This window comes from Gracilibacillus timonensis, assembly GCF_900086715.1.
Lineage (GTDB): Bacteria > Bacillota > Bacilli > Bacillales > Amphibacillaceae > Gracilibacillus > Gracilibacillus timonensis.
In genome coordinates this window covers 84,324-110,797 of record NZ_FLKH01000007.1, presented here as the reverse complement: position 1 = coordinate 110,797, position 26,474 = coordinate 84,324, and the positions used below count along the sequence as shown (strand labels likewise).

Sequence of the window (26,474 nt, the reverse complement as noted above, 5' to 3'; positions counted from 1 at the left end):
TGCATCAAAGAAGGTGAGTTGATGATCAGGAGGTAGTGTTTCTTTGGATTTACCGAAGATTTTTTGGGTGAGGTAAGCGACTTGTTCCCGCAACAATGTCAGCTCATTCGCTTGTTGAGCGAGCTGAGCTGTTAATTGTTCAATTTGTTTCACTTGTGCTTCGTTGATTTTTAGTAATGTCTCCTCGGGACTCATACGCGTTTCTCCCTTTTATTTTCTAACTATATTATACCATAAAAGGGATATAAAAGCACTCTTTATTTAATAAAAGGCGCGAGAAGAAGCGATTTGTATCGGTGGATCAATCGAAAAACCACGGAGTAGCCAATCCACTTGTTGACTGGTCAGTTCCCGGGCTTCTTTGGTCGTTCGAGGCCATTTTAATTGCCCATTTTCAAACCGTTTATATAACAGCCAGAAACCTTCTCCATCCCAATGCAGCATCTTGAAGCGATCCTGCTTGTTTCCACAAAAGAAAAACAACGCTTCTTGAAAAGGATCTAAGTGGAATTGGGATTGCACCGTATAAGCCAACGAATCAATCCCATACCGCATGTCTGTTTTTCCACATACAATATAAAACCCTTTCGCTTGCTTTAAATTAACAATCAAATAGAAAAACCTCCTGTATCTTTGTCTTACCATAAGTGTACAGGAGGTGATGCTGCATTTATAGATACTTGGTTATTGATCGCTTACGTTATAGTTTAGAAATGTTAAAAGAACAATTCAGCGATGAAGTGATCATGGCAGACTGTATAGATGATTTTAGAAAAGACAGACCTGTAGAGATTGGATTTGGTTACTCATTAGAACGTTTTTTCAATTTGGGTTTTTCTGTAGAGAAGGCTTGTGATATTTGCGTGCTCGATCAGAACGGATGCCAATATGATGCGCAAGATTTTGCAGAAGTTACCTTATCATTGAATTGGAATGACCAACAAGATCGAGAAGAGCCTTGGGACGATTTGAGACCTAATCATTCCACCGAAGAAGTGGCTGCTATTCTGGAGAACAAACTGGGAGCAAGGATTGATTTAACACCACCGAAAGAGGCAGAGCAGAAAGAGAAGACAGAACAAGATTATGTTCAAGAATTCCTAAGAGACTTACTAATTAAAGGTGCAGGAGAACAAGTTATCCCTGAATATACCTTTAGTAATATCGATTATTTGGCCTTCTGGAAAGAAGGGGACAGCCTTCATCCGAATGTAGAGAAAAGGTTACAGAAATTAAAAGATACTACCATCGAAATAAGGGAAAATAACAAGGATACATTTGACCAATTTAATGAATGTTCAGAATACGATAGGATCAAGTGGTTAATTTCCTTGAATCGTTATTTTCTAATACGTAAGGACTACTGGGACTACTATAACGATAATATCAACCAGACCGATTTGAGCAATACGTTATTCAATATATTGCTTGTCGATGCACGCGAAATATATACGAATCATTTATGTCGGGCACTTCTGAACAATCGAGCGTTATTGGAGAGGTTTATGATCTGAAAAGGTAGCAACAAGTCTGGAAATACAGCTAGAAACCGTTTATACTTGATATGTAATCCGTTATTCTATTTTCTTGTAATGGCTTGGTTTACATTTTTTAAGCAATTGAAAAGGATTCTAATAATCTAAGCACGGGATAGTACAAACCATGTTCCATTATACATCACCATATCAATTAATAAAACATCCACCACAGGAGGAACACCAATGACATTTTCAACCGTACTCTACCATGAAATTCGTAAAGCAGCAGACTTTAATCCAGAATATCCATCACCTATTGATGTTAGGCAAGATTACGCTGATCTCTTGCCGTCTGCTTTATTTGTCACGCTAGAGCAATTGGAAGAAGAAATGGAATATTTGAAGGAAAACCATTTTCATACCCTGACTTTACAAGAAATAAAGGCATTTTATTATCAACAAAACCCATTACCAGAAAAATCCATACTGCTTACATTTGATGACTGCTTTCAATCGATCAAAGAGTATGCCTATCCCATTCTAAAAAAGTATGGATTCCATGCCGTTGCATTTGTCGTAACGGGCTGGCTTCATGATCAAACGAAGCCATTCGATATAGACAAGTCCGTTTGTTTAACTAAAAGCGATTTGAAAGAAATGGAAGATGTCTTTGAATATGCCAATCATACAGATAAGTACCATCAACGAACAAACGAATCGACCAGTATGATCATGGAAGTTACAGATCAACAATTTGCAGATGATCTAGATTTATGTAATTCTTTTGTAGCAGAACAGGACGTCTTTGCTTATCCATTCGGTCTTTTCATTGATCGCAATGTATCCCTGCTTCGAACAAAGGGTTTTCAGTTAGCCTTCACCTGTGAAGAGCACAAGAACGATCAACATACCGATCCTTTATTGTTGAATCGCTATGTTGTTCCACATTTTTTGCCATTGGAGGAATTCAAGGAGATGGTTGATTAATGGAGAAAGTCCTTAGTTTTTAAACTACTTCGCATTTCACTTGGAAAGGTTCCAGTGATCTGCTGGTAATTTCGATGAAAACTGCGAATCGATTCATAACCGCATTGATGGGCGATGGTTTGGACAGACAGATCTGTATCAGCCAGCAACTCCTGTGCTTTAAGGATTCGCAACGTATTGACATATTCGTTGAAACCCATCCCGGTTCCTTGTTTAAAAACCTTGGATAGATATTTGTAATCATAAGCGAGTTCAGCTGCCAATTGCTTTAGTGTACAATGACGTTGGTAATGGGACATCATCCAGCTAATCATTTGGTGCAGCAGCTCGCTTTTTTCAGAATCCGCAATCGGTTTAAACGACGTCTGTTGCACTAAGAGATCGCACAGCGTATATAACAATGCTTTGACACGATACACTCCCATTGTCAGACTGAACCAAGATGTTCCACCAACATCTTGAATAATATTAGAGGCCGGCCTTTGCTGTTGATAAGTCTGATGAAAATCGGGAATCACCTCTGGTGCAGCGATTAAAACACCTATCTGGGTATTGGGCTCGGCCTGAAAACTATGTATTTGATTACTGAAAATAAAAGCAGCTTCTCCTTTTTTTAATGGATGGCTTTCCCCGTCAATGGTCACCTGTAAGTTTCCTTCCAAAACTAATAATACTTCATAGGCACGATGGAAATGAGAAGGGAAACTTTCTCCTTTGATTTGAATGACATGAAACAAGGTTTCTTTTTCGGATCCATAGTTTTGAAAAAAATACATCATAACCTCCAAGACGAATTTTGTCTATTTGAAGACGATTCTTCCTCTATCTATTATAACGGTTTCAGTCTACAATAAAAAGAGATGAAAGAATAATTTAGTAGAAGAGGTGAAGGGATAATGACAGAATATCATGTAGCGAAAAATGGCTCAATCTCTAACTCAGGAACGACAGAACAACCCTTTTTAGAGATTCAGCAAGCGGCAGAGGTTGCTCAGGTTGGCGATACGATTATTGTCCATGAAGGAGAATATCGAGAGTGGGTGCGACCACGTCATGGAGGTTTAAGTGAAAGGCGGCCAATCACTTATCAGACCGCACCAGGTGAAAAGGCTGTCATCAAAGGTTCGGAAGCCGTGACTGCTTGGGAAAAGGTAACCGGGACAACATGGAAAAAAGAAATTCCTAATGCATGGTTCGGGGAGTTTAATCCGTTTGATCAATTAGTCTGGGGTGACTGGCTGTCCTCGGCTAAAGATCGCGATGTGCATCTGGGAGAAGTGTACTTGAATGGTCAAGCGATGTATGAAACGACATCTCGGGAAAAGGTGGAGACACCAGAAAGCCGGGATACGGTCGAGGAATTTTTTGTATTTGTCGATGTAGAGGAGCGTTATCCGGAACGTATGCAATATACGTGGTTTGCTGAAGTAGACGAAACACATACCACGATTTTTGCTAATTTCCAAGAATATGATCCAAACGAGGAATTAATTGAAATCAATGTTAGACCGGCTTGTTTTTATCCAGAAACAAATGGCCGAGATTATATTATTCTACGCGGTTTCGAAATTTGTCATGCTGCTTGCCCGTGGGCACCACCAACTGGTGACCAGCCAGGCATGATAGGTCCTCGCTGGAGTAAGGGCTGGATTATAGAAGACAATGTTATTCATAACGCCAAGTGTTCTGCGATCAGTCTAGGGAAAGTTGCTGAATCTGGTGACAATTATTATGGTCATCGATTGGATAAGCCTGGCTATACTTATCAGTTGGAGTCTGTTTTTACAGCAGAAGATCAGGGATGGAGTAAGGAGCGAATTGGCAGTCATATCGTTCGTCGTAATCATATCTATGACTGTGGACAGAATGGGATTGTTGGTCATCTTGGCTGTGTTTTCTCCAAAATATACGATAATCATATCCATGATATGTCGATGAAAAGGGAGTTTCGTGGCTGGGAAATCGCTGGGATAAAATTGCATGCTGCTATTGATGTAGAGATTCGTCACAATCATATCCATGACTGTTCGTGTGGAACATGGCTGGACTGGCAGACTCAAGGTACTCGTATTCGTCAAAACATCTTCTATGACAATGGCTTGGACTTCTTTGTAGAGGTATCGCATGGTCCTTACTTAGTAGAAAATAATATCTTTGCTTCCCGTTTTGCTTTGCGAAATCTTGCACAAGGTGGTGCGTACATCAATAATTTGATTGCTGGTAATATTGATCATTGGGATGTGCGCGATCGGGCAACACCATATCATCTAGAACACAGCACGAAAGTCAAAGGGTATGCAGTAGTATACGGTGGTGATGATCGTTACTATAATAATATGTTTATCGGGAGAGCCGAGGCAGAATATTGTGGCACCAGCAGTTATGACGGTCACCACACTAGCTTGGAGGATTACATTACTGAAATACAGGAGGACGCTCCAACCGATGTGGATAAATTTTTGCAAGTAAAAGACCCTGTCTACATTGAAAATAACATCTATTGGAATCAAGCGACTGCCTTTGCCAAAGAACAGGATGCTCTGGTGATGACATATGATCCGCAACTTACGGTGAGTCGGGAAGCAGATGGGGTATATGTGACGATTACACTACCTGAAGAATTTGCGCAAAAAACCCCGCAAATACATTCCAGCGAAACCTTAGGGCGTGTACGTCTAGTCGATGCAGAATTCGAGAATCCAGATGGTAGCGCCCTGACTGTCGATACCGACCTGACTGGGGAAGCTATCACAAAGGTCTGTGGTCCGTTGCAAGCTTTGCAGGCAGGTGAGAATAAGCTGAAAATCTGGGGGTGATATAAGAAGATGTGCCCGATGGGTCCGAGCTTTCTCATAATAATAGAGGGTTTTCAAAAATGACGCCTCGAATTCTCCGTTGACAAAATAGGAAAACTTTTGCTAAGGTTGTCAACGTCCTGTGGGAAATGCAGAAGTCAATCTGATGGACAAGTGGTCTCTGGCTTGAACTTTCGACGTACAGTATGTTGTGGTTTTAGTCGGCGGCCCTTGCCGAATCCCTGGAATATATACTCGCTAACAAGGGGATATCTTAGATAGTTATATGAATTATGGTGTGTATCTCAAAGTAGTAAAGATTTTTCGTGATCATTTACTAATAACATCCCCTTAAGTAACCAGTTTATTTAAGGAGAGTTTTTGTAGTAAGAAAAGGGTGAACAGAAAAATATCCTGTTGCAAGCTTCAGAATACATAAATATCTATAAGGACCAAAAAGCTATATACTACAGGAATTTTAAGTATAATAAAAAGTCTCTCCGTATGGATGAAGAGACTTTAGTGATCTACGTGAAGTTACTCGTATTCCGTTATTTATAATCATTTCATCATTGTGAGAGCGAAAACTAAAAAATTAATGATAAGTCAGTTGGCTTAGTGTGGGTAAATCGTTTTGTTCGGCAATAGTATCAACCCAAGACATGGGGTCTTCATGATGCACAAATTCAGGACTGTCCAAAAGTAAAGGATAAAAACTGGAATTTTTCATAATCTTCTCGGCCTTTTCGGCTGTAATATCATAATTTTTTACTAAATTTGTCATAATCTCTTCCACTAACCACTGGTCAGCTTTACTTAGTCTTTTCACAGTTATCATCCTTTCTGTTTAATAACATTTCTTTCTCTATAAAGATCATATTGAGGATTTAACAATACTTGGTTTGCAAAATGTTCTTTGTGGAAAACTAATTGGTTATAATTATTTCTAAATGGTTGAATTCCGTTTTGATATTCTCCATCTTCGTCAAAACCATATAGAAGATCGTTTAAGTTTAATCTTCCTTCGTAATACATTTTACACAATCTCATAAGGGAACTTCCATCTGCCATTCCCCCATAAGTCCAATAATATGAATGCGAAAGACCAACTTTACTGTTCCATAGTCTGTTTTTTACAATAAAACGTGCCCAATCTTCATTAATTGAATCAAATACTTTATATCTATACTTTCCTAAAGTATACAATAGATCCTGATTCAAATCAAAGGAAATTATGATTCCACGATTTTGTTTGGTCACTTTTTCTCCTGGTTTGGTAAACTTCTTTTGGATATCTCTCGCTCTTTGCACGGCTTGTATTTTATTCGTAGTAGTGTAGAATCCTCTTCCAAAATCTGCGTTATATGTTATCTCTAAATTCTCAATTAATACATTGTTTTGGATTGATTCAAAATGCTTAAAGAGAGTTGCATGATAAACTTTATTTGGTGGGTTAAATTGGTAGGACATTATCTTCTCCATTTTTATCGATTTTCATAATTCTATTTTATCATATTTACAATAAAAAGTAATATAATAAAGCGAAAAAGACTAGGTATATAAACTTATAAAAATAAAATGAATGATGTTGTTTGCCATTGGAGAGAATTAGAAGGAGTTAAAATGGGAAGAACGAACACTGATAAATTTCGCTACCACATCAATGGTCATGAAAGACTCTCATTGATGTCCATTTCACTTTATCTTTTTATTTATTCACCATTCAAAGGTGCTTAAGACTCCATAGCTTTACTTTCCCAGCACATTATCATATAATAATGTCCACACGTTAGTTTTCAATGAATCATCGACAAATAAAAAATGAGGTGCATTTTGTGAGTGCGGTAGCTTCTAAATAGGAAAAATAAAACATGAAATGAATACTGGAACAAATAGGGAATACGCAAATAGCGGTTCTTGATTTTGTTGTGGTTATTTATTTCGCCCTATTATGAAGATACCTACAAAAGCATTCGTAATGAACAGATGAAAGGGATGAGTCTATCCTTTCACTTCATGCCAGCGAGCTACGGTATCCCCGTGGTTTTTTTATGGTTAGAAAATAATAACGCTGTTTGTCGAAGATAGCTATTTTTGGTTCTGAGCGTTCTACGCTTTGTCGGTCAACATGGTCCTATTGAAATCTAACGAGTAGGTATCTTCATCTATGAACGTAAAATCATACATGAGGAGAATCGAATATGAATCCAACCACATTTGAAAAATTGCAATATAACGAGTTAAAAGATAGAGTCAAATCATTCTGCGTTAGCGGTTTAGGGAGACAGTTGATCGATAAGCTAACACCAAGCGCTAAGATGAACATTGTCAGCCATCGCTTACATGAAACCACTGAAGCGGTAACGATACTGAATACCAATAGCCGCGTGCCATTTCAAGGGGTTGCTCATATCCAGCCAATCGTACAAAGCTTAGAAAAGGGAGAAATGCTAGACCCATCGCAGCTTATTGAAATATCAGATTTCCTAAGAGGCTGTAGAAAAATAAAAACCTATATGCTGGATAAGGAATATCTTGCACCGGTTTTATCGTCTTATGCCCAGTCGATGACAGAGTTCAGCAGTGTGGAAGAGGAGATTCAATATACGGTTAAGGGGAATCGAATTCAATCATCAGCTAGTAAAGAGCTCAAACGAATTCGTAGCAGTATCGCTACTACCGAACAGAAAATTGAAGAGCGTTTAAATAAATTTTTAAGAAATAGCTCGAATAAACAGTACATTCAAGAGGCGTTTATCAGTAAGAAGGACGACCGTTATACCGTACCTATTAAAGCAGCTTATAAGCAGCGAGTGGAGGGTGCGATTGTGGATGTATCTGCCAAAGGTTCCACTGTTTTTATCGAGCCAACAGCCGTCGCAAAGTTGAATGCGACATTTGCCACATTAAAGGTGGAGGAATCGATGGAGGAATATCAAATTTTGGCTGGACTAACGGGGCTGATTTTAGAACATATCCAAGAAATCAAAATTAATATGGAGTTGATTGGTCAATATGATCTGGTTTTTGCCAAAGCAAAATTTAGTAAACAGATAGATGGCATCGAACCTGCATTGAATGATCATGGCTACGTTCAAATTGTAGGCGGAAAACATCCGCTATTACCCGGAGAAGTCGTGCCGCTCGATTGTGAGATTGGAAAAGATTTTCGCAGTCTGATTATTACAGGCCCTAATGCGGGAGGAAAGACAGTTGTGTTAAAGACGATTGGGCTTTTAACACTAGCTGTCATGTCAGGATTGCATATTAGTGCTGCCAAAGGAACAGAGATTTCTTTATTCGAGCAAATTTTTGTCGATATCGGTGATAACCAAAGCATGGAGAATGCTTTAAGTACTTTTTCTTCACATATGTATCAGATTTCTAGTATTCTCAAAGAGGCTAACAATCATAGCTTATTACTATTTGATGAAATTGGCAGTGGAACGGAGCCAAATGAAGGTGCCGCCTTGGCCATAGCTATTTTAGAATCTGTCTACCAGCAAGGTTGTATAACAGTGGCCACTACTCATTATGGCGAGATTAAGCGTTTTTCCGAAAGACATCCAGATTTTATGAATGCCGCCATGCGTTTTAACAGTGAGACATTAGAGCCATTGTACCAATTGATTCAGGGGAAATCAGGAGAGAGTAATGCCCTTTGGATTGCTAGAAAGATGGATATTGAAGAGCAGGTATTGCAAAAGGCGCAACAGTATATCGATGGTAAGGGCTATTCGTTAGATAAGATAAGCGAAGATAAGCGGAGAAAGCCTAAGCAAGTAAAACAACAGTCCAAAGTTTATGCAGATTATGCCAAAGGTGACCGAGTCCGGTTGCTTGAATATGATGATGTCGGGATTGTCTACCAAGGCATGGACCAATTTCAAAATGTTGTTGTTCTCTATCAAAGGGAATGGATCGAGGTAAATGTAAAAAGGCTAGCACTTGAATTAAAGGCTGAGGACTTATATCCAGCCGGCTATGATTTGGATGCCTTGTTTACCGATTATTCCACGCGCAAAATGCAACGTGATTTAGAACGGGGTTCGAAAAAGGCATTGCGTAAGGTAGAGAAAGAAATCCGGAAACATCGCAAGTAAATTCACCAGGGTTAGCTGTTAGTTATTAATAGCTAGCCCGGTAAAGCAAATTATGGTTTGGAATGACGACCAAAATTCGAGGGGAAGCCGTAAAAACGGTCGTCATCTCAAAAATGGTTGGTTTAGACCGAGATGAAGTGGGAATAGAATATATAGGAAAAGGTGGAGATAACGCTCTATATAAACCAAGGGGGTTGTGTGATGGAGAATCAGCGGGGGCAAGAGCTTATGGCCATTCTGGAAAATATCCGATCTGCAGCTGATGAGAATTTGGTGACGAAATTAGAATTGGATAAGTGTGTACGTGTGATTCATCGACTGGACTCCTTTTCGGCAGAGTGTGAGCAATGTTATCAATATGTAGACGAGCTAAGTGACCACCTGACGCTATTGAATGAACGAATAGATCAACTGACAGAAGAAGATATCAAAATACATAAGCAAAAAGTGAACAAGATCACCTCTCATTTGATGAAGCGGCATCAACTAGTAACGAAAGGATATTACACTGGCGTTTACATGAGTATCGGAATCGCATTAGGCGTTTCATTCGGTGCAGTGTACGATAATCTGGCAATTGGAATACCAATTGGGGTGGCGATGGGAGTGGCCATTGGAGCAAGTATGGAAGCTAGCGCAAAGCAAAAAGACAGGTTGCTTTGAACGTTGGTTATATGGAGAAGGTGCCCCTTTGACAGATTATCTATCAAAGGGCAATCCAATACCTTCTTATCCATTCCTCATCTACCTCATCCCATACCTTCTTTTCAAGTTTTCCGTTATTAGCTTCAATTACTTTGGCAGAGGAAATATTATCATCACCGCAGATCAGAAGCACCTCAGCTATTGCTTTTTTCTGAGCTTCTTTTAGTGTTAGCTCCAGTATTTTAGTACCATATCCCTGTCCTCTTTCCGTTGGTTTAATCGAATAACCGATATGTCCAGCATATTGTTGCAAAAAAACGGTACTTAACTCGAAGCGAAGATTGGAAATCCCTAATAACTGTTGATCACTTTCTCGAATGAGAATCCAAGTCCCACACGGTGCTAACCCTTCAGGTACGGTTGCTTTATCCCAAAAGATATCCACGTCCTTGATCCATTGTTCAATGGAATCAGCCTTTGAAAGAAAGTTAGAGCCATGCATTTTTTCATTATGCTGTTGAAAGCTTTCTTTATAGGCAGCAATTTGCTCGACATAGGCTAACGAAGGTTTGACTAACTGATACATTTTCCTCATCTCCTATCTCCGGTTAAATGTGTTTTATTAAAGCATAACCAACTAACTTTAGTCAAGGGTAAATGATTGGTAAGATAATGACAGGTATGCTATTTATCGTTTGGTTGTTTAGCAAATGATTTTTCATTATGATATAAAAGAAAACAGCAGTAATATAGAGGTGGTAGAATGAAAATAGACCCGGAAACAAGGCATCAAAAATTAGCGCAACATATCAAATTCCACTTGTCATTTGTTGAGGTTGACCAAGTGAAGTTTGGTATTGTTACCATGATGTTTTGTATATATGATTTGGCATTAATCTTGGGATTGTTAAGTATCTATAAAATGGAGTTCTTATGGATGGTCCTGCCCTTTATTGTGATTCTCCATTTATGGGGAGCGAGGCTGGTCATCAAGAATCCCTATTCTACCCAGTTAGAGACGGTTTTGTTTTTAGGGGTATGGGGATTACTTGGTGCTATTTCTTTATGGATCATGGTACAAGGCATGTCCTATTATAACTTACATATCACCTCGGTTATTTATTATATTTTGATCCATATAAGTATTCTCTTGCTAGGCTATATTATGGTAAAATACCAATTCGATAAATACAGCGGTGATCCTATGAAAGAAAGGAAAGCGAGCAACCAAAGCAAATATTATGGGCTATTGGATGTCGCGCCAGCCATGGGGTATATCATAGCACAAAGTGTGAGTGATACAGTGGTATTAAAACATGTATTGGGATTAGTTCTTGTTTATTCATTCACCGTCTTGATGATGTATATCGGGGCGAAATTTTTACACCGATACTTTTTTATCAAACTCCGACAGAAGACTCCCACCTCAAGGAATGTGAAGGGCATAGCCCAATGAGTAGGTGGGAGATGAATGTCGGTAGTATCCTAAATAGTTGAAAAAAGCGAACATTTGTTCTATGATATGATTGTAAGTTGCTCTTTGAAAACTGAAGATAGGAGGTTGTTGCAGGAAAATCGTCTGCAACGTAAAATCTTCAACGTTCAGTTGCCCCACACGACCCGAAGTTGCGAAAATCAAGCTAAAGTAGGACGTGTGGCGAGTCGGGCGTACAAGATATAAAGCACGAACCGTTGGGATGACGGGGTTAGCCTGCTTAAAAACTGGTGGATGCACCGGTGTTCGCAGGAATCTCCCACTTCAAATTTTCATTAGAAAATGAAGTGGGGGTAGTTCAAAAGAGCGAATTGGGATTACGTAACCTATCAGCCCGTCTCCAATAAAGAGAGGAAAAAGGTAATCAAGCAAGGAATGGAGATTAAATAATGATGACCATGATGAAAAAAACGATATGCCCATCGATCAAAAGAGCACACCGTTCCAATAGATTTAGCCATTCACCACTTTTCCACCATTAATGTGTAACGTCTGGCCGGACATATAGCTGCTGTCTTGACTGGCCAAGTAAACATAGGCTGGACCCAGTTCGCTAGGCTGTCCAGGCCGTTTCATTGGCGTATCCCCACCAAAATCATCGACTTGTTTTTTGTTAAAGGTAGCGGGAATAAGCGGTGTCCAAATCGGCCCTGGAGCCACTGCGTTTATGCGGATTCCTTTGCCCGAAAGTTCATTAGACAATGCTCGTGTAAACGAGACAATCGCCCCTTTGGTGGATGAATAATCAATTAAGGTTGGATTTCCTTCATAGGCAGTCACGGAAGTGGTGTTAATAATGGTGCCTCCTTCCGATAAATGGGGGAGCACCTCTTTTGTTAAATAGAACATGCTAAATACATTGGTCTGAAACGTCTTTTCCAGTTGTTCTTTCGTGATATCCGTAAATTTCTTCTGAGGGTGCTGTTCGGCGGCATTGTTCACGAGGATATCGACTTTCCCGTAGTGATCTAAAACCTGTTTGATTGCCGCTTCACAAAAGGATGGATCACCAATATCCCCATTGATTAACATACACTTGCGTCCCGCTTGTTCTACCAATCGCTGAGTTTTTTCGGCATCGCTATGCTCTTCTAAGTAGATAATCGCAATATCTGCGCCTTCTTTTGCATAATGGACGCTGACGGATCGACCAATCCCGCTGTCACCACCAGTTATGACGGCTACCTTGTCTAGTAATTTATTACTTCCTTGGTAAGCATCATCGATGAAGATTGGTTCCGGCTTCATTTCCGACTCGATGCCAGGCTGTTTATTTTGTGTTTGTGCAGGCGGGGTGATTTTTCCCTTCTGTTTTTCCATTGCCATAATTCTTTTTCCTCCTCATCGTTTGATTATAATTAGGAATACCCCAATCACGCTGTTTTTACTCCTGTAGGCAGTTGAAATTTTATCAGCATCCGATATAATGAATATGAATATAAAAACATTTTGTTCATAAGATCATAAAAAAGAGGAGAATACGTATGTCCAGAGGTTTTGATGAACAGGAGAGACAGGATATTCAACATGCCCTTGTAGCACATGGTAAAGAACTTTTTCGTCAATTCGGATTTCAAAAAACGAGTATACGGGAAATTGCTAAGCGTACTGGCATTGCGCAGGGGACCTTTTATCATTTTTTTGATTCGAAAGAAGAGCTGTACTTTCACATTCTCGAGTCAGAAGAACAAGAGATGCGGGAACAATGGATGGGTGTGGATATTTTTGCGGCGAGTCAACCAAAGCGAGCCATCAAGACCATCTTGCAGCAAATGGTTCAAACGATGGAAACCAATCCGTTTATTCGTGAATTGTACTTCGATCAAACGGTGGCGAGGCTGGCCAAGAAGCTTTCTCCTGAAAAGCTTGATCAACATTTTCAAGCAGACGCAACTGCCATCGTTCCCTTGATGAAGGCATTAGAAGAAAAGGGATGGAAGATAGATAAAGAGCCCGCGGTAATAGCTGGCATGCTTCGTTCTTTATTTGTATTAGCGCTTCATCAACAAGAGATTGGGACAGATGTTTATCAAGAAACGATGGCTGCATTTATTGATGTCATGGTGGAAGGACTAATCCGAGAGGAGCATTAATTGGTATGGAATCAGTAATCCAATTGCACCGTATTTCTAAGGTTTATCGAAATGTTAAGGCGGTTGACCAGGTTTCCTTACATATCAAAAAAGGGGAAATCTATGGCTTTATTGGTTTAAATGGAGCGGGGAAAACGACTACCATTCGTATGTTGTTAGGAATGATTCGTCCTACAGAAGGTGCTTGCTATATTCATCAAAAAAAAGTCAGTCTGCGTCATTATCCTATTTGGCGTAGTGTAGGGTATCTAGTGGAGACGCCTCATTTTTACCCGGAATTGACGGTTGAAGAAAATCTTCATATTTATCGGCGTTTGCGGCTTATTTCCGATTCGGGAGCGGTTGAAAAGGTGATGCAACAGTTAAATATCATGCAGTATGCCGATGCGAAGGCAAAGCACCTCTCACTTGGAAATGCGCAGCGCCTGGGGATTGCCAAGGCCCTATTGCCTGTACCAGATGTATTAATTTTAGATGAGCCGGTTAATGGTTTGGATCCTGCTGGTATCGTGGAGGTTCGTGAATTACTACAAGAATTGGCATATCACCATGGCGTGACAATCTTGATCTCTAGTCATCTCCTGAGTGAGGTAGCCAAGATAGCTACCAAGATTGGCGTGTTAGATAAAGGGAAATTGGTACAGGAAATCGATTCTTCCAGCTTACATCGCCTGTTGCAGCAACGCTTGGTAATTGATACTCGTGATAATGACAGAGCGGTTACTAATCTGGTCGCTGCTCAAATAAATGAAAAAGGGCTGATAGAAGTCCATGATCAGCAAGCGATACAATCTCCAGACCAAATCGCCCGTTTGCTTGTTGATAAAGGGATTCCTCCTACTAGATTAAGTGTAGAAGCGGAAGATCTGGAGGCTTATTTTCTAAGGATACTGAGACAAGAAAAGGAGGCAATAAGATGAAATATTTGCTGCCTGCCTTACGTGTGGAATTGCTCAAAGTTCGAAAATCAAAGGTCGTTTGGATAACAACGGGGGCATTTACGCTCGCTCCTTTGATAGCAGGATTTTTTATGTTTGTGCTACGGTATCCAGCATTTGCTGAAAGGTCGGGTTTACTTGGCGCTCAAGCTCAAATTGTTGGTGAAGCCAGCTGGCCAGCCTATTTAAATCTGCTTGCCCAAATGATTGCCGTAGGAGGCATATTAATTTTTGGCTTTGTATCTAGTTGGTTGTTTGGTCGGGAGTACGCAGATGGAACGATAAAGGATCTGCTGGCACTTCCCTATCCCCGAGCAGTGATGGTGGCTGCCAAATTTATCGCTGCTGGTCTCACATGTTTGCTAATCAGCCTTTATATTATTACGCTAGGCTTATTACTTGGCTGGTTTGTCGGCTTGCCACAAGGGTCACTCGATGTTTTTCTGCAGGGGCTGGGAGTATTGCTGTTGGTGACGGTATTGGTCATCCTGTTAAGTACACCAGTTGCTTTTATAGCTTGTTACAGTCGGGGGTATTTAGCTCCGCTTGGCTTTGTAATCATCGTTCTTGTCTTTGCACAAATTATCGCAGCAGCCGGGTTTGGTGCCTATTTTCCATGGGCAATTCCCGCACTGTACAGTGGTATCGTTGCAAGTAGTATGGCTCTCGATTGGTTGGGGCTAATGCTTATTTTTATCACGAGTATCATTGGTGTGGGTAGTACCTTGGCGTGGTGGTTGATGGCGGACCAGCATTAAGAATGAAGGTGTTTATAACAACACCTGTATGGGTTCAGAAGATGCTGTGGAAGATTTTTATTATACAAAAAAGCCCTTATCCCTATGCAATTGTTTAAAAATCTGCTAAGCTAATAACAATATCAAATTTAAATGCAGGGATAAGGAGTAGTACTTGCCAACCTGTTTGCAGAAAGTTGCTGGCTGATGAAAAGCAACAGCAGGAAAGTAAGGAACTCACCTTGGAGCAGACCAAGTGAAATCAGATCTTCTGAGAATAACTGAGAACGGCCTCCCGCCGTTACACGGGAAGGGTATAGGGCGCGCCTCTGTATCTGTTAAGTGCATGATAATACTTTTATCATGAATTCGGGGTGGTACCGCGTAAGCAGAAGTCTTTCGTCTCCAATGTAATGATTGGAGATGAGAGGCTTTTTTATAAGATAGGAAAGTATATCATTTTGCATGAATAAATTCTTATTCAGGAACAGCCGTGTCCAGCTCCAAGCGCCAAACTTTAGAGATTTCGCGACACGCCCTACGATAAAGAAGACTTAGCGACTGGCAAGCCAACAGGCGCAGACAGAGCTAAAGTCGCACTTATGCCCTGCGGGTGAAAGTCAACATCGACTCCTTGCGTCGCCGTGTTTCCTTTATCTCAGTTGCGTCGCTCCAATCTCTACGTTTTTAAGAGGGCGCTTTGCGCTTTTCGTTCTTATCCTAATTTGAGGAGGAATAGACCATGTTTAACCATCAAAAATACGAAAAGCAATATTATTTACCGCCGACATTGACATATGATTGGGTGCAAAAAGAGACCGTAGAAGAAGCGCCAATATGGTGTAGTGTTGATTTGCGGGATGGAAACCAAGCTTTGCCGATTCCGATGAATTTAGATGAAAAATTGAAGATGTTTCAGCTGTTAGTAGAAATTGGCTTTAAGGAGATTGAAGTCGCCTTTCCTGCAGCTTCGGAGACGGATTTTAAGCTGGTAAGGACATTAATTGAAGAAAATATGATTCCAGATGATGTAACAATTATGGTAATTACACAAGCGCGTGAGCATATTATCCGCAGAACTTTCGAGGCAATTGAGGGAGCGCCAAGAGCGATTGTTCACTTGTATAACTCAACATCCGTGGCACAGCGGCGTCAGGTATTCAAAAAGAATAAAGAAGAAATTAAACAGATTGCCTTAGATGGTGCTGTTTTAGTGAAAGAATTAGCGGAACAGACAGAAGGTAACTTTTATTTCCAATACAGTCCAGAAAGCTTTCCGGGCACCGAGGTGGAATATGCCTTGGATATTTGTAATGAAGTATTGGATATCTGGCAGCCAACACCGGATCATAAGGCGATTATTAATATTCCTACTACAGTGGAAATCGCCATGCCGCATGTGTTTGCCTGTCAAATTGAATATATTCACAAAAACTTAGCCTATCGTGACGCGGTAACGTTGTCGATACACCCACATAATGACAGAGGTTGCGGCGTGAGTGATGCCGAGTTCGGAGTAATGGCAGGTGCTGACCGAGTCGAGGGTACCTTGTTTGGCATTGGTGAGCGTACTGGAAATGTGGATTTGGTTACTTTGGCAATGAATATGTACTCTCAAGGGTATGATCCATTACTTGACTTTACCAATTTGGATCAAATTCGCAGCCAGTACGAAGAGCTAACGAGAATAAATGTCTATGAGAGACAGCCTTACTCTGGTGATTTGGTCTTTACAGCCTTCTCCGGATCTCATCAAGACGCCATTTCCAAGGGGATGAAATACAGAAAAGAACATCATATCGAAAAATGGGATGTGCCTTATATTCCAGTGGATCCAGCCGATTTAGGCAGAAATTATCAAACCGATGTTATTCGCATTAACAGCCAGTCAGGCAAAGGCGGGATCGGTTATATTCTGGAAACCAACTACGGCATTAAGTTGCCATATAAAATGAATGAGGCGATGAGTTACTTTACCAAAAATGTTTCGGATCAGACTAATCGTGAGTTGACGTCCGAAGAAATTTATCAGGTGTTCCAAGAACAATATATTAACTACCAGCCGCATTTTCAACTGTTGGATTATCGCTTCCATAAAGGAGAACACCAAGAGGTAACCTTAACATTGTCGGTAGATAATCAGGAAATCGTCATACAAGGAGAAGGGAATGGCAGTTTAGACGCGATAAGCAATGCCTTAAAAACGCATTTTGATATTGACTTTGCCTTGGAAGTGTATGAACAGCAATCGTTAGGAACGGATTCTATTGCCGATTCCTGTGCTCAAATTGGCATCTCCAGCCAAGGAACCATGTATTGGGGAGCGGGCATCGATGAAGATGTCTTGATGGCCTCTGTCCATGCCTTAGTGGTGGCAGTGAATAGACTGGAAACTTTTTAAATCGCTGATATAGTAACAACCGAATAGCGTTTATCCAAACGCCTTGGCAGTAATAAAGAATCTTACTGTCAGGGCTTTTTACGTGCTTCCCAACAACGATCGAATCATAAAAAAAGAGGTCCTTTATTATTCGATAAAATTTTATTGAAAAACGATAAAATAAATGGTATGATATAGGTAATAACTAAGAAGAGGTGCTTTATGGGAAAAGGACAGATTATTTTTTTAAAATTTACTGTGTATTTGATTGGTGTGATGATTGTTAGTCTTTGTATCTTTGCCTTGCCACATTTAGCTGCTCAATCAGCTGCGGTGTATCCAGAATATGCTTATTTAGAATATCCTGTCTTGATTGGTCTCTATGTAACTGTCATTCCTTTTTTCTTCGCCTTGTATCAAGCGTTAAAGCTATTAGGGTACGTCGATAAAAACGAATCCTTTTCTAAGGTGGCAGTACATAGAATTGGCTTGATTAAATATGCTGCCATCATCATTAGTTTGATGTATGCGTTAGGGATGCTGATTCTTTTTATCGTAAATGCCTTGCATCCAGGGATTGGCTTAGTCGGATTGTTGATTCTTTTTATTTCCGTTGTTATTGCTGTATTTACAGCTGTTCTGCAAAGTTTATTAAGTAATGCATTACAAATCAAAAGAGAAAACGACCTAACTATCTGAGGTGAGCACATGGCGATTATTGTAAATATAGATGTAATGTTAGCCAAACGAAAAATGAGCATGACGGAGTTAACCGATAAGGTTGGGATTACCATGGCCAACTTATCGATTCTAAAAAATGGCAAAGCGAAGGCTGTTCGTTTTTCCACATTAGAAGAAATTTGCAAGGCTCTAGATTGCCAGCCTGGCGATATTCTGGAGTATAAAGCAGATAACGAGGAAGGAGTATAACGGTGAAAACGATCTCCTTACTATTAATCATAGTTGGTTGTCCATTTCTGTTACTTGCTTGTCAATCACAAGCCGAACAAATGACGCTGTTAGATGATGTTTCCTCTGTTTCTGTCTCTAAATCAGATGGGTATGGTGGAATAAGTGGGAAGCATGTCAAGACCATCAACAAAGATACATTAACAACAACTTTTCAACAAGTTTTAGAAAATGCAAAGGGCAGAAAACAAAACGTAGATGTTTATCAAGGGAGACCTGATTATGATCTCGTTGTCCATTATGAAAACGGTGGTACCCATTTATTACATCTCACCATTGGAAACAAAGGGGAGAAAAGCAGAGTGATGTATACAGGTCATGAGCATAATGGTTTTGATCTGTCTGTGGAAGATACAGCGTTATTACGAGGTATGTTAGAAAACAATAGTGATAGGTACTAATGGTGGGGAAGTGAGGAAAAGTAAATGTTAAAAAGATTAGTAGCGATCCTCTCCATCCCTTTAGTGATTGCTCATGTCGTGATACTATACTTGTGGATTAGCTATTGGGAAGTATTAGTCACTAGAATAGGGTTGATTGGCTGGGGTGGATCGATTTTTTTAGGGATAATCATTTTTGTCATGTATAGCAAAGTCAAAGCTATCGACAAGCGGTCATCGGTTATACGCGCAACGGTATTAGCTTCCACTTTGATGAGTATCTTGTTAGGTCTTTTGTCTGTATTAATTACATTGATCACCAGTTCTATGCCGTAGCTATGTACACCAAGTGATCTTGTGTTTTTGGATCAGACGTATTGCCGATCGTTCTTGCTATGTTGTCATTCATGGTATTCTTTCGGACGCTTATGGTTTGAATGATGTCCAATAAAAAATAACCCCTCATCTGCTGTAACAGGCGTGTGAGGGATTAAAAGTTTTTATGTGTTGCTCCTTATTTCGGAGAGGCTATGGTACGTGTATAATGTTGTTCACTTCTTGCTATAATCACCAGGTTATTCTGTTGGATCTTCCACACTTCCGGCAAACAAGATCAACTCACGCTCGGTATCGGTAATTGTAAATACAAACGGCCGGTTTATCTCCATCTGAAATGGTTCCTCCATGGGAGCGGAAGTAACATCAATAGCTACAGATGTAGCACCTGCTGCTTCGGTGCCGGATTCATCGACCGAAATAAACGTTTTATGAAGGGTATCACTGATATAGGCATTGTTGGATTCGGTTAATTCCAGCATCTCAGAAAAGTCCGCATGATCGGGATCAAAGGCTTGCTCGATCCCCATTTTCTGGAATACTTGGTTCAATTCTGTTTCATATTCAAATTCAAAAGAAGGTAAGGAGACGAAGCCGTTTTCCGTTTGCATTTCCTTTGTCCATGCTTGCCATTTCTCTACATCGAAACGGGTCTGAAAGTCTTCAAAATCAAGTTTTTCAGATGGTAGAAAGATTTGCATCTGAATGGTTTCCTCTTCGCCATAAGGAAGTGCTACAACTTGTACCTCTTCGTCTTCAAAATAAGCGAGGTCCTCTGATAACCGCATAAACGACGTTTGCTTCGTATCGCCATCCGATAAATGAAAGTCGCTATCCTCGGTTAATTCTTCATTAAAAGGATATGTCCATGGTCCTTGAAAATAGATGGCATTTAGTAACAGCACGGCTAGACTCGGATCTACTTGATCTATCATTTGTTCGATGCGATCGTTCGTCTGTTCCGCGACCCAGTTATTGATTGCATCAGCAGTGGTTATTGGCTCCAACTGTGCAAGGTACTGTTCCTCTACTTGTTCTTGATAACCTGGCTGCAATGTAAAGGCTTCGTTCAGCCATAAACTATTAGCAAGTGATAGCTCAATCTCTTCCTCTGTTTCACCAATGTTGGTTAGCAGAGTATGATTGGCAGTGCTTAGTTCCTCCCCATTAACATTCTCTATACCAAATGCCTGCTCTATTTCTGTTTTGGTCTCACCTGAAGTACCATGATAAGCCATATTCATCGCCAGCCAAATACTAACTGGTGACAGAAATCTATTCCCTGCCTCGTTTGGATCTACTTGAGCGAGTCCTTCTAATCCCAATTGATTCACCTTTTCTGGGATTTCCTCATTTACTGTTTGGCCGCTTTCCCCTTCTTCTTGATCGGAGTTATTGGTGCCACACGCAACTAATAAAAGAAATGCAAACACACACATTAATTTTTTCATCCACCTTGCCACTCCTTCGATCGATTGTTTTGTTAAAGATATCATATATTGGACTAGTCAACAACTTCTTTCAATGGATTCTAATAAACACCGCTTATCACTCCAATCGAAGTATTAAATTTGAAAATATGGAAAGGGTAAAAAAGTAATTAATTTTGTGAAATGCGGGTATACCAATAGTAGATGAATAAAAGGAGGAAACACAATATGCCATTTGTAAAAATCTATACCAATGACGAAACGTTAGAGGGCGATATTAACACCTTAGTAAGTAATCAGATCGCCTCTGAAGATATCTTTGTGCTCTCTCATGATGATGATCGTACAGCAAGGATCGTTAAGCATAGTGACGCGTCAGGGGTTGATTATAATAAACAGGATATTGGACAAGCATTTGAGAAACAGGGGGATGAATTAAGAGAAAAATTACGTGAACTAGGTATAGAAGAAGAGGACGCGCAGGAATATGAAGCCGATATGGACGAGGGTAAAGTCTTTTTAATCGTTACAAATAACCAAGCTGCAGATCTATTGGAAGACTAAACTCTAAAACCGCCTGTCTGGTTATGGCAGGCGGTGATAGATGCAACCGAGCTTTATTTTGTATTTATGTGCGTTATCCATATACTTTTTTTACGCTACATTAACGAAGAAAAGAGAAGGTGTGTGTCATGCAAGCAAACGAATTAAGAGAAAAAATCACTCAATATTGTGAAGAATATGATAGTACCTATGCCAAACTGGTGAAGCCGATTAATGAAATGCTCATCGATGTAGATGCTAGTATTTCAGAAGAGACAGCCCATCAAATCTTGGAGAATCTGAAATTAAGTGCCGCAGGGAATAAAGAGGTGGCCGATTGCCATTTAGATGAGAGTGATAATTTCTTGCGTGACGGCATAGAGGATTTAAAGCATGGAAACTTAGGGGATGGCGCATTACAAATCTTTGGCGCTGGTCTGAACTTTGCCAGTTATGCAGCAAAGGTAGCAGCCACAAGAGAAATTAATCCGCACAAGATGTTAGACGAGCGATTCAAAAAATTGAAGAACGACTTGACCTAATTTGTAAACATGCGTTAGCTATTGAATGGCTAGCATATTCTTCTTGAAGCCATCGTAAACTTGTCACTATCAGATAAAACAAGGCTCCCAAACATCAAGTCACACAATTAATTAATGGCGTGAAGCCATCTACCAAAGCAGCTATTTGATCATTGCGCTGAATAGCAACTTCTTCTGGATTACCTACTAGCAATATATCTCCTGGTAACAAGGTCATCGATTTAGAATGGTGGCTGACAATAGAACTAAGACTATAAGGTAAATCGGTAATAGGTATTTCATGGACAAGGATACCATTGTGTAAAGTGGATAGACTCCACTCCTCTATACGTTCTGCGCTGTTCTTACTAATGAATTCTGATCCTAAACTAAAGAAGGTATCAAAGCTTTTGGCAGTTATGACATCTTGATTAGACAGAGTGGTTTCTGTTATATCTATAGCTGTCGTATAACCAGCAATATAATTCTCCGCTTCATTCATTTCAATATTCCGCCCCGTTTTACCAATAATAATGGCTAATTCTGCCTTAGCGGAAATATGCCTAGAGGCAAATGGTGCTTGGATCGCATCTGAATCACCTATAATAGAAGTGCTTGGTTTAATGAAGCAAGTCGGCAAGCGCTTTGAAGTGTCGAAATGATGAGGAACGGTAATGCCAATTATTTTGCCCGGCTTGTCGTATAACGGATGAATGTCTGTCTGGTCATTATTAATGGGGTGACAATAATCAAGCAGTTCTTTTCCCCCGGCTAGATACCAAATTTCTAACTCTTCTATATACTGCCCCTCGATCAAGTGGAATACGTCATTTGGCCAGTTTTTGTTCTCCATATCATTGATACTGTCGATTAAGTAATAACTATCATTATGAACAAAAGCTGCTTGCTCTTGTCCTCGATAAGATACGGTAGCCATTTTCATTTCCTTCCCCTCCATTAGAGCAACTTATACTATACAATATAAACTTTCTATCTTTATATGTCAATAAAGTTAACGTACATTGTCAATGAAAGTGACTGAAAGAAAATCACGGTCAAAAAATGGAATAAAAAGGTTTTTATAGAAAAATAAATATGTTGTAAGATGATCTTACAAAAGAATAAGGATGACCGTTACAAATATTCTATAATGATGTAAAAGGAAACAAAACGGGGTGAAGTGAATGAAACTAACCATAAACGAAGCACTAAAGGTATCTCCATTCTCTGAAACGCGTTTACTAACAAAACCAAATAAGAAACAACAAATCATTCAAGATATTTGTATCGTTGATAACTTTGAAATAGAAAACAGCATGGAAGATGGGGTATTTGTTTGGACGACAGCTCGTGTATTGTGTAATGTGGAACAGGCCAAGAAGTTTTTGCTGCAATTGCATAAAAAGAATGTTACAGGACTTGCTGTAAAATTAGGAGACTATTGGGAATGTATGCCACAATCGCTTATTGATCTGGCTAATTATCTTGATTTTCCACTGTTGGAGTTGAATGATCGGATACCGTTTTCTGATCAAGTACAATGTTTGGCGATGGCAGCAGAAAATAAAAGGGTAACCTGGCTTCATGAAAAACAGACCCTTCAAAGCCAGTTGAGGCATTTTAGTGTGAACGGCAGGAAAACAAGTGAATATATGGAATTAGCAGGTGAGTGTATCGATCATCCATTTGCCATTCTTTCTTGTACAGGAGAGGTTTATTATCATAATACCAGCTATACAACTGAAAACATTATCCAGAAGTGGCATGGTTTCGTTAATGACCTCACCATGGATGATCAAGATCGGCTGATTTATAGAATAGAGTTGGCGAACAGGCAAGCATGTTTATTGATCGAATGTGAGGAGATGGCAAACAAAGAGGAGGAGACTGTTTTTTATCAGACAGCACAAATGATTTCACATTATGTAGCAAAATGGCGCGACGAAAATGAACAGGAGCTGCCTGCTATTATGAAGTGGCAGCAAAGTTTATTATTTTAAGGAGGTATTTAAAAGCTTAAAAAAATGACGTATCGAATTTTGTAGCATTTCTGCCAAGGGAGCCATCCACTTTCTATGGATAACACAGAAGTGCGCTTTTCTGTTCCTCATGTATTCTAAAAGCTATACCATCCTTTTACCATTTTGAACATCGTTACATAAGATATGCAAGCGCAATCGCTGCGAATTTGGGCTATGTATTTAACAGGATATACTAGTGTCACCTGAAACAAATGAATTTCGGTGGGCAAATAATCACAGCTTCAGGACACCTGAGGTTTTGCCGATGAATCACCCTTTGAACACGCATTAAGGAACGGATTTTGTAACAAACCTATCCAAACTCCACGTTGCAATATGGTTAGAAGGTGTGAGATGCTCTGACAGTACCTTGAATCACGCCTTCCAGTTTTCCTTTATAGATACAAGTTAGAGTTGGTATTTCCTGAAGATCTTGTGGTGTTACCAATTCCAAAGGTTTGTCAAAGGAAACAATTGCAGCTTCTGCCAAAATATAAGCCACAAATTGGGAACAAAAGTAAGCATTTTTCCTCTGAATTGGCAGGTTGAGCAGGACCCCAAATAATCCCAACAAGTTATAATGATAGATCTCTTTCCTGTTCATAAAAAAGGATAGGGCCTCTTTTAATCTTTTTTCTTGATTGGGATTAATGGCACACGCATAAATGGAACAGTCTGCTTTCTGGAAAATTTCTTCTTGCGCCTTCTCTTTCACAAAACCACCAAAAAATGGATTTCGTGGATTTTTTCGCCCAAAGCTATACATTTCCTTTAAGCTGAGATCCAATGCAATGGAAGCATGATTATAATCCGCTTTCGTATATAAATTTATCGCTTTTGTAAATAAAGTACCCGTATTGGTGAATAACAGGTAAATATGTTTTTGTCCCATCCCCATGAACCCCTCATGTTTTTTCTTTCATTATATGTGAAAATGACCTTCCTGATAAGGGGTTTTAGATGTAAAATTTACTAAATCTTCCGACTAACTGCAATTACGTCTTAGGTCTTAGTTTTGATAATAAAAAAAACGGGCAAATCCCGAAAAATGTTGACTCTCTCGTTACGTGATAGTTTAAGATAAAAGTGAAAGGAGGTTAGACACTTGTTAAGAAAAATAAAAGAGGTGGCAGATCTTGCTAGAATTAGTGTGCGCACCTTGCATCATTATGATGAGATAGGCTTGCTGTCACCAGAAACAACAACGGATTCAGGTTATCGGCTTTATTCGGAAGCAGATTTGGAAATGCTGCAGCAAATCCTTCTTTTTCGAGAATTGGATTTCCCATTAAAAAAGATTAAGGAGATTATCAGTAAACCCAATTTTGACCAATTGGAAGCTTTGACGCAGCATCGTAACGAGATATTGGAGAAGCGGCGTTATCTGGATCAAGTATTGATCACCATCGATAAAACGATGAAACATAAGAGAGGAGAGTCGCATATGACAACAGAAGAAAAATTTGAAGCATTTAAAGAAAAAATGATAGAAGACAATGAAGAGACTTATGGCGAAGAAATCCGTGAAAAATACGGAGAAGAAACCATCGAGAATAGTAATGCAAAAATACGTGGCATGTCACAGGTTGACTATCAAGCGATGGTTCAGTTAGAAAAAGAGCTGTTTGATTTATTGGAAAAAGCGTATCAGACAGGAGACCCGGCTTCAGATCTGGCACAACAAGCAGCTGCCAAGCACAAGGAATGGCTGATGTATTCCTGGTCAACATATTCCAAAGAGGCACATGTAGGCCTTGCAGAAATGTATGTTGCAGATGAACGTTTTACGGCTTACTATGACAAACAGGTAAAGAACGGTACCCGTTTTTTACGAGATGCTATTCTTATTTTTACTGGGCAAGAGTCTGTCTAAATGACAGGCTCTTTGTTGTGTTATCATTTAGAAAAGCTTTTCATATTTAAATTTTGATAAAAGAGGTGGTTTATCATGAACTCGGAACCTATCAGGGTAGTCGTTGGTGCAGGTCCGTATCATAATAACCCAGGATGGTTACATACCAATGAGGATGAGTTAGACCTTCTTGACGAAAGTACTTGGATGGAGAAATTTCACAAACAGTCGATTACCGCTATTTTGGCGGAGCACATTTGGGAGCATTTAACGTATCAACAAGGGCTGCATGCGGCGAAGATCTGTTATCAATTTTTGATGAATGGAGGTTATGTACGGTGTGCTGTTCCTGATGGCTTTTTTCCTGATCCAGACTACCAGAAGACGATTCAAGTAGGTGGTCCTGGCCCTAAAGACCATCCCGCTGCCAGTCATCAAACGGTCCATAATTATCAGACGTTAACGGCGATGTTTCAGGAGGCTGGTTTCCAAATAGAGTTGCTTGAATTTTTTGATGAGGATGGTGCTTTTCATCATCAAGAATGGAAGGGAGAAGACGGAGTTATCTTCCGTTCGAAACAATATGATCCCAGGAATCAAAAGGGAGAGCTGAGATTTCCATCATTGATTATCGATGCCTGTAAAAAGGAATAGTGCATTGCGTTTCCCATATTAATAAGATATGTGTAATTGGTATATACCTAAAGAGCGTCTCCATAATTTTAGGATTTCACACAAATGCTGATATATCAATGTTTTATATTACAAAAA

Annotated in this window: 29 protein-coding genes and 1 other annotated feature; of the genes, 19 read left to right on the top strand and 10 right to left on the bottom strand. The window is 39.8% G+C overall.

Going from position 1 to position 26,474, the window contains the following annotated elements:
* A partial coding sequence (locus tag BN6556_RS01100) for a hypothetical protein (protein WP_066186077.1) occupies positions 1-195 on the bottom strand: 195 nt, incomplete at its 3' end.
* A 66-nt stretch (positions 196-261) separates the two neighbouring features.
* Entirely contained in the window at positions 262-612 is a 351-nt protein-coding gene (tnpB, locus tag BN6556_RS01095) for an IS66 family insertion sequence element accessory protein TnpB (protein ID WP_205410304.1), read from the bottom strand.
* 101 nt (positions 613-713) lie between these two features.
* On the opposite strand from tnpB, the gene BN6556_RS01090 reads away from it, so the two are divergent.
* Together BN6556_RS01090 and BN6556_RS01085 are read left to right on the top strand one after the other, a co-directional pair.
* Positions 714-1,514 (top strand): hypothetical protein, encoded by an 801-nt coding sequence (locus BN6556_RS01090; RefSeq protein ID WP_161485662.1) that lies wholly within the window; start codon positions 714-716, stop codon positions 1,512-1,514.
* 207 nt (positions 1,515-1,721) lie between these two features.
* Positions 1,722-2,465 carry a polysaccharide deacetylase family protein gene (locus tag BN6556_RS01085; protein ID WP_066186073.1) on the top strand — a complete coding sequence of 248 codons (744 nt, stop codon included), beginning with the start codon at positions 1,722-1,724 and terminating at the stop codon, positions 2,463-2,465.
* On the opposite strand, the gene BN6556_RS01080 is transcribed toward BN6556_RS01085, so the two are convergent.
* Entirely contained in the window at positions 2,462-3,244 is a 783-nt protein-coding gene (locus BN6556_RS01080) for an AraC family transcriptional regulator (protein WP_078059873.1), read from the bottom strand. The genes BN6556_RS01085 and BN6556_RS01080 overlap by 4 nt on opposite strands.
* A 117-nt stretch (positions 3,245-3,361) precedes the next feature.
* Here BN6556_RS01080 and BN6556_RS01075 point away from each other — a divergent pair, with 117 nt between their 5' ends.
* Complete coding sequence (locus tag BN6556_RS01075) at positions 3,362-5,281, top strand: right-handed parallel beta-helix repeat-containing protein (RefSeq protein ID WP_066186067.1); 1,920 nt, start codon at positions 3,362-3,364, stop codon at positions 5,279-5,281.
* Positions 5,282-5,855: 574 nt separating this feature from the next.
* Here the strand turns inward: BN6556_RS01075 and BN6556_RS01070 are convergent.
* Both BN6556_RS01070 and BN6556_RS01065 read right to left on the bottom strand, forming a co-directional pair.
* Entirely contained in the window at positions 5,856-6,089 is a 234-nt protein-coding gene (locus BN6556_RS01070) for a hypothetical protein (RefSeq protein WP_066186064.1), read from the bottom strand.
* 5 nt (positions 6,090-6,094) lie between these two features.
* Positions 6,095-6,730, bottom strand: a complete 636-nt coding sequence (locus tag BN6556_RS01065) for a DUF3990 domain-containing protein (RefSeq protein WP_066186062.1) — start codon at positions 6,728-6,730, stop codon at positions 6,095-6,097.
* Positions 6,731-7,461: 731 nt separating this feature from the next.
* Between BN6556_RS01065 and BN6556_RS01060 the strand changes: the two genes are divergently transcribed.
* The gene (locus BN6556_RS01060) at positions 7,462-9,363 is read left to right on the top strand and encodes an endonuclease MutS2 (RefSeq protein ID WP_066186060.1); all 1,902 of its coding nucleotides are present in this window, start codon (positions 7,462-7,464) and stop codon (positions 9,361-9,363) included.
* 201 nt (positions 9,364-9,564) lie between these two features.
* A complete protein-coding gene (locus BN6556_RS22430) occupies positions 9,565-10,026 on the top strand; it encodes a hypothetical protein (protein ID WP_066186057.1) in 462 nt (153 codons plus the stop codon).
* Positions 10,027-10,069: 43 nt separating this feature from the next.
* Here BN6556_RS22430 and BN6556_RS01050 read toward each other — a convergent pair whose 3' ends face one another.
* Positions 10,070-10,594 carry a GNAT family N-acetyltransferase gene (locus tag BN6556_RS01050; protein WP_066186054.1) on the bottom strand — a complete coding sequence of 175 codons (525 nt, stop codon included), beginning with the start codon at positions 10,592-10,594 and terminating at the stop codon, positions 10,070-10,072.
* A 177-nt stretch (positions 10,595-10,771) separates the two neighbouring features.
* Here BN6556_RS01050 and BN6556_RS01045 point away from each other — a divergent pair, with 177 nt between their 5' ends.
* The gene (locus BN6556_RS01045) at positions 10,772-11,464 is read left to right on the top strand and encodes a hypothetical protein (RefSeq protein WP_066186052.1); all 693 of its coding nucleotides are present in this window, start codon (positions 10,772-10,774) and stop codon (positions 11,462-11,464) included.
* Between the two features lie 492 nt (positions 11,465-11,956).
* On the opposite strand, the gene BN6556_RS01040 is transcribed toward BN6556_RS01045, so the two are convergent.
* Entirely contained in the window at positions 11,957-12,829 is an 873-nt protein-coding gene (locus BN6556_RS01040; RefSeq protein ID WP_066186049.1) for an SDR family oxidoreductase, read from the bottom strand.
* A 158-nt stretch (positions 12,830-12,987) separates the two neighbouring features.
* Between BN6556_RS01040 and BN6556_RS01035 the strand changes: the two genes are divergently transcribed.
* The 8 genes from BN6556_RS01035 (at position 12,988) to BN6556_RS01000 (ending at position 19,336) form a co-directional block, all read left to right on the top strand.
* Positions 12,988-13,596 (top strand): TetR/AcrR family transcriptional regulator, encoded by a 609-nt coding sequence (locus BN6556_RS01035; protein ID WP_066186047.1) that lies wholly within the window; start codon positions 12,988-12,990, stop codon positions 13,594-13,596.
* 5 nt (positions 13,597-13,601) lie between these two features.
* Positions 13,602-14,516: an ABC transporter ATP-binding protein gene (locus tag BN6556_RS01030; RefSeq protein ID WP_066186042.1), complete on the top strand. Its 915-nt coding sequence runs from the start codon at positions 13,602-13,604 to the stop codon at positions 14,514-14,516.
* Positions 14,513-15,292 carry an ABC transporter permease gene (locus BN6556_RS01025; protein WP_066186035.1) on the top strand — a complete coding sequence of 260 codons (780 nt, stop codon included), beginning with the start codon at positions 14,513-14,515 and terminating at the stop codon, positions 15,290-15,292. The genes BN6556_RS01030 and BN6556_RS01025 overlap by 4 nt, the downstream gene beginning before the upstream one ends.
* A gap of 128 nt (positions 15,293-15,420) precedes the next feature.
* Positions 15,421-15,681: a binding site (T-box leader), on the top strand.
* Positions 15,682-16,013: 332 nt separating this feature from the next.
* Positions 16,014-17,672 (top strand): 2-isopropylmalate synthase, encoded by a 1,659-nt coding sequence (locus BN6556_RS01020; RefSeq protein ID WP_066186033.1) that lies wholly within the window; start codon positions 16,014-16,016, stop codon positions 17,670-17,672.
* Between the two features lie 201 nt (positions 17,673-17,873).
* Positions 17,874-18,350: a DUF2975 domain-containing protein gene (locus BN6556_RS01015; RefSeq protein ID WP_066186029.1), complete on the top strand. Its 477-nt coding sequence runs from the start codon at positions 17,874-17,876 to the stop codon at positions 18,348-18,350.
* Positions 18,351-18,359: 9 nt separating this feature from the next.
* Positions 18,360-18,581: a helix-turn-helix domain-containing protein gene (locus BN6556_RS01010; protein WP_066186027.1), complete on the top strand. Its 222-nt coding sequence runs from the start codon at positions 18,360-18,362 to the stop codon at positions 18,579-18,581.
* A gap of 2 nt (positions 18,582-18,583) precedes the next feature.
* A complete protein-coding gene (locus tag BN6556_RS01005) occupies positions 18,584-19,021 on the top strand; it encodes a hypothetical protein (protein ID WP_066186025.1) in 438 nt (145 codons plus the stop codon).
* A gap of 24 nt (positions 19,022-19,045) precedes the next feature.
* Entirely contained in the window at positions 19,046-19,336 is a 291-nt protein-coding gene (locus tag BN6556_RS01000; protein ID WP_066186022.1) for a hypothetical protein, read from the top strand.
* A 239-nt stretch (positions 19,337-19,575) separates the two neighbouring features.
* On the opposite strand, the gene BN6556_RS00995 is transcribed toward BN6556_RS01000, so the two are convergent.
* Entirely contained in the window at positions 19,576-20,787 is a 1,212-nt protein-coding gene (locus tag BN6556_RS00995) for a serpin family protein (protein WP_066186020.1), read from the bottom strand.
* 207 nt (positions 20,788-20,994) lie between these two features.
* On the opposite strand from BN6556_RS00995, the gene BN6556_RS00990 reads away from it, so the two are divergent.
* Together BN6556_RS00990 and BN6556_RS00985 are read left to right on the top strand one after the other, a co-directional pair.
* Entirely contained in the window at positions 20,995-21,330 is a 336-nt protein-coding gene (locus tag BN6556_RS00990; RefSeq protein WP_066186018.1) for a general stress protein, read from the top strand.
* A 128-nt stretch (positions 21,331-21,458) separates the two neighbouring features.
* A complete protein-coding gene (locus tag BN6556_RS00985; protein ID WP_066186017.1) occupies positions 21,459-21,851 on the top strand; it encodes a hypothetical protein in 393 nt (130 codons plus the stop codon).
* A gap of 94 nt (positions 21,852-21,945) precedes the next feature.
* Here the strand turns inward: BN6556_RS00985 and BN6556_RS22785 are convergent, their stop codons facing one another.
* Positions 21,946-22,470, bottom strand: coding sequence for a fumarylacetoacetate hydrolase family protein (locus BN6556_RS22785; protein ID WP_392388579.1), 525 nt, complete (start codon positions 22,468-22,470; stop codon positions 21,946-21,948).
* 544 nt (positions 22,471-23,014) lie between these two features.
* Here BN6556_RS22785 and BN6556_RS00975 point away from each other — a divergent pair.
* Complete coding sequence (locus BN6556_RS00975; protein WP_066186008.1) at positions 23,015-23,830, top strand: PucR family transcriptional regulator ligand-binding domain-containing protein; 816 nt, start codon at positions 23,015-23,017, stop codon at positions 23,828-23,830.
* Positions 23,831-24,191: 361 nt separating this feature from the next.
* On the opposite strand, the gene BN6556_RS00970 is transcribed toward BN6556_RS00975, so the two are convergent.
* Positions 24,192-24,743, bottom strand: a complete 552-nt coding sequence (locus BN6556_RS00970; protein ID WP_066186006.1) for a hypothetical protein — start codon at positions 24,741-24,743, stop codon at positions 24,192-24,194.
* A gap of 213 nt (positions 24,744-24,956) precedes the next feature.
* On the opposite strand from BN6556_RS00970, the gene BN6556_RS00965 reads away from it, so the two are divergent.
* Together BN6556_RS00965 and BN6556_RS00960 are read left to right on the top strand one after the other, a co-directional pair.
* A complete protein-coding gene (locus BN6556_RS00965; RefSeq protein ID WP_066186004.1) occupies positions 24,957-25,724 on the top strand; it encodes a MerR family transcriptional regulator in 768 nt (255 codons plus the stop codon).
* A gap of 75 nt (positions 25,725-25,799) precedes the next feature.
* Positions 25,800-26,357 (top strand): class I SAM-dependent methyltransferase, encoded by a 558-nt coding sequence (locus tag BN6556_RS00960; RefSeq protein ID WP_066186002.1) that lies wholly within the window; start codon positions 25,800-25,802, stop codon positions 26,355-26,357.
* Positions 26,358-26,474: the final 117 nt, after the last annotated feature.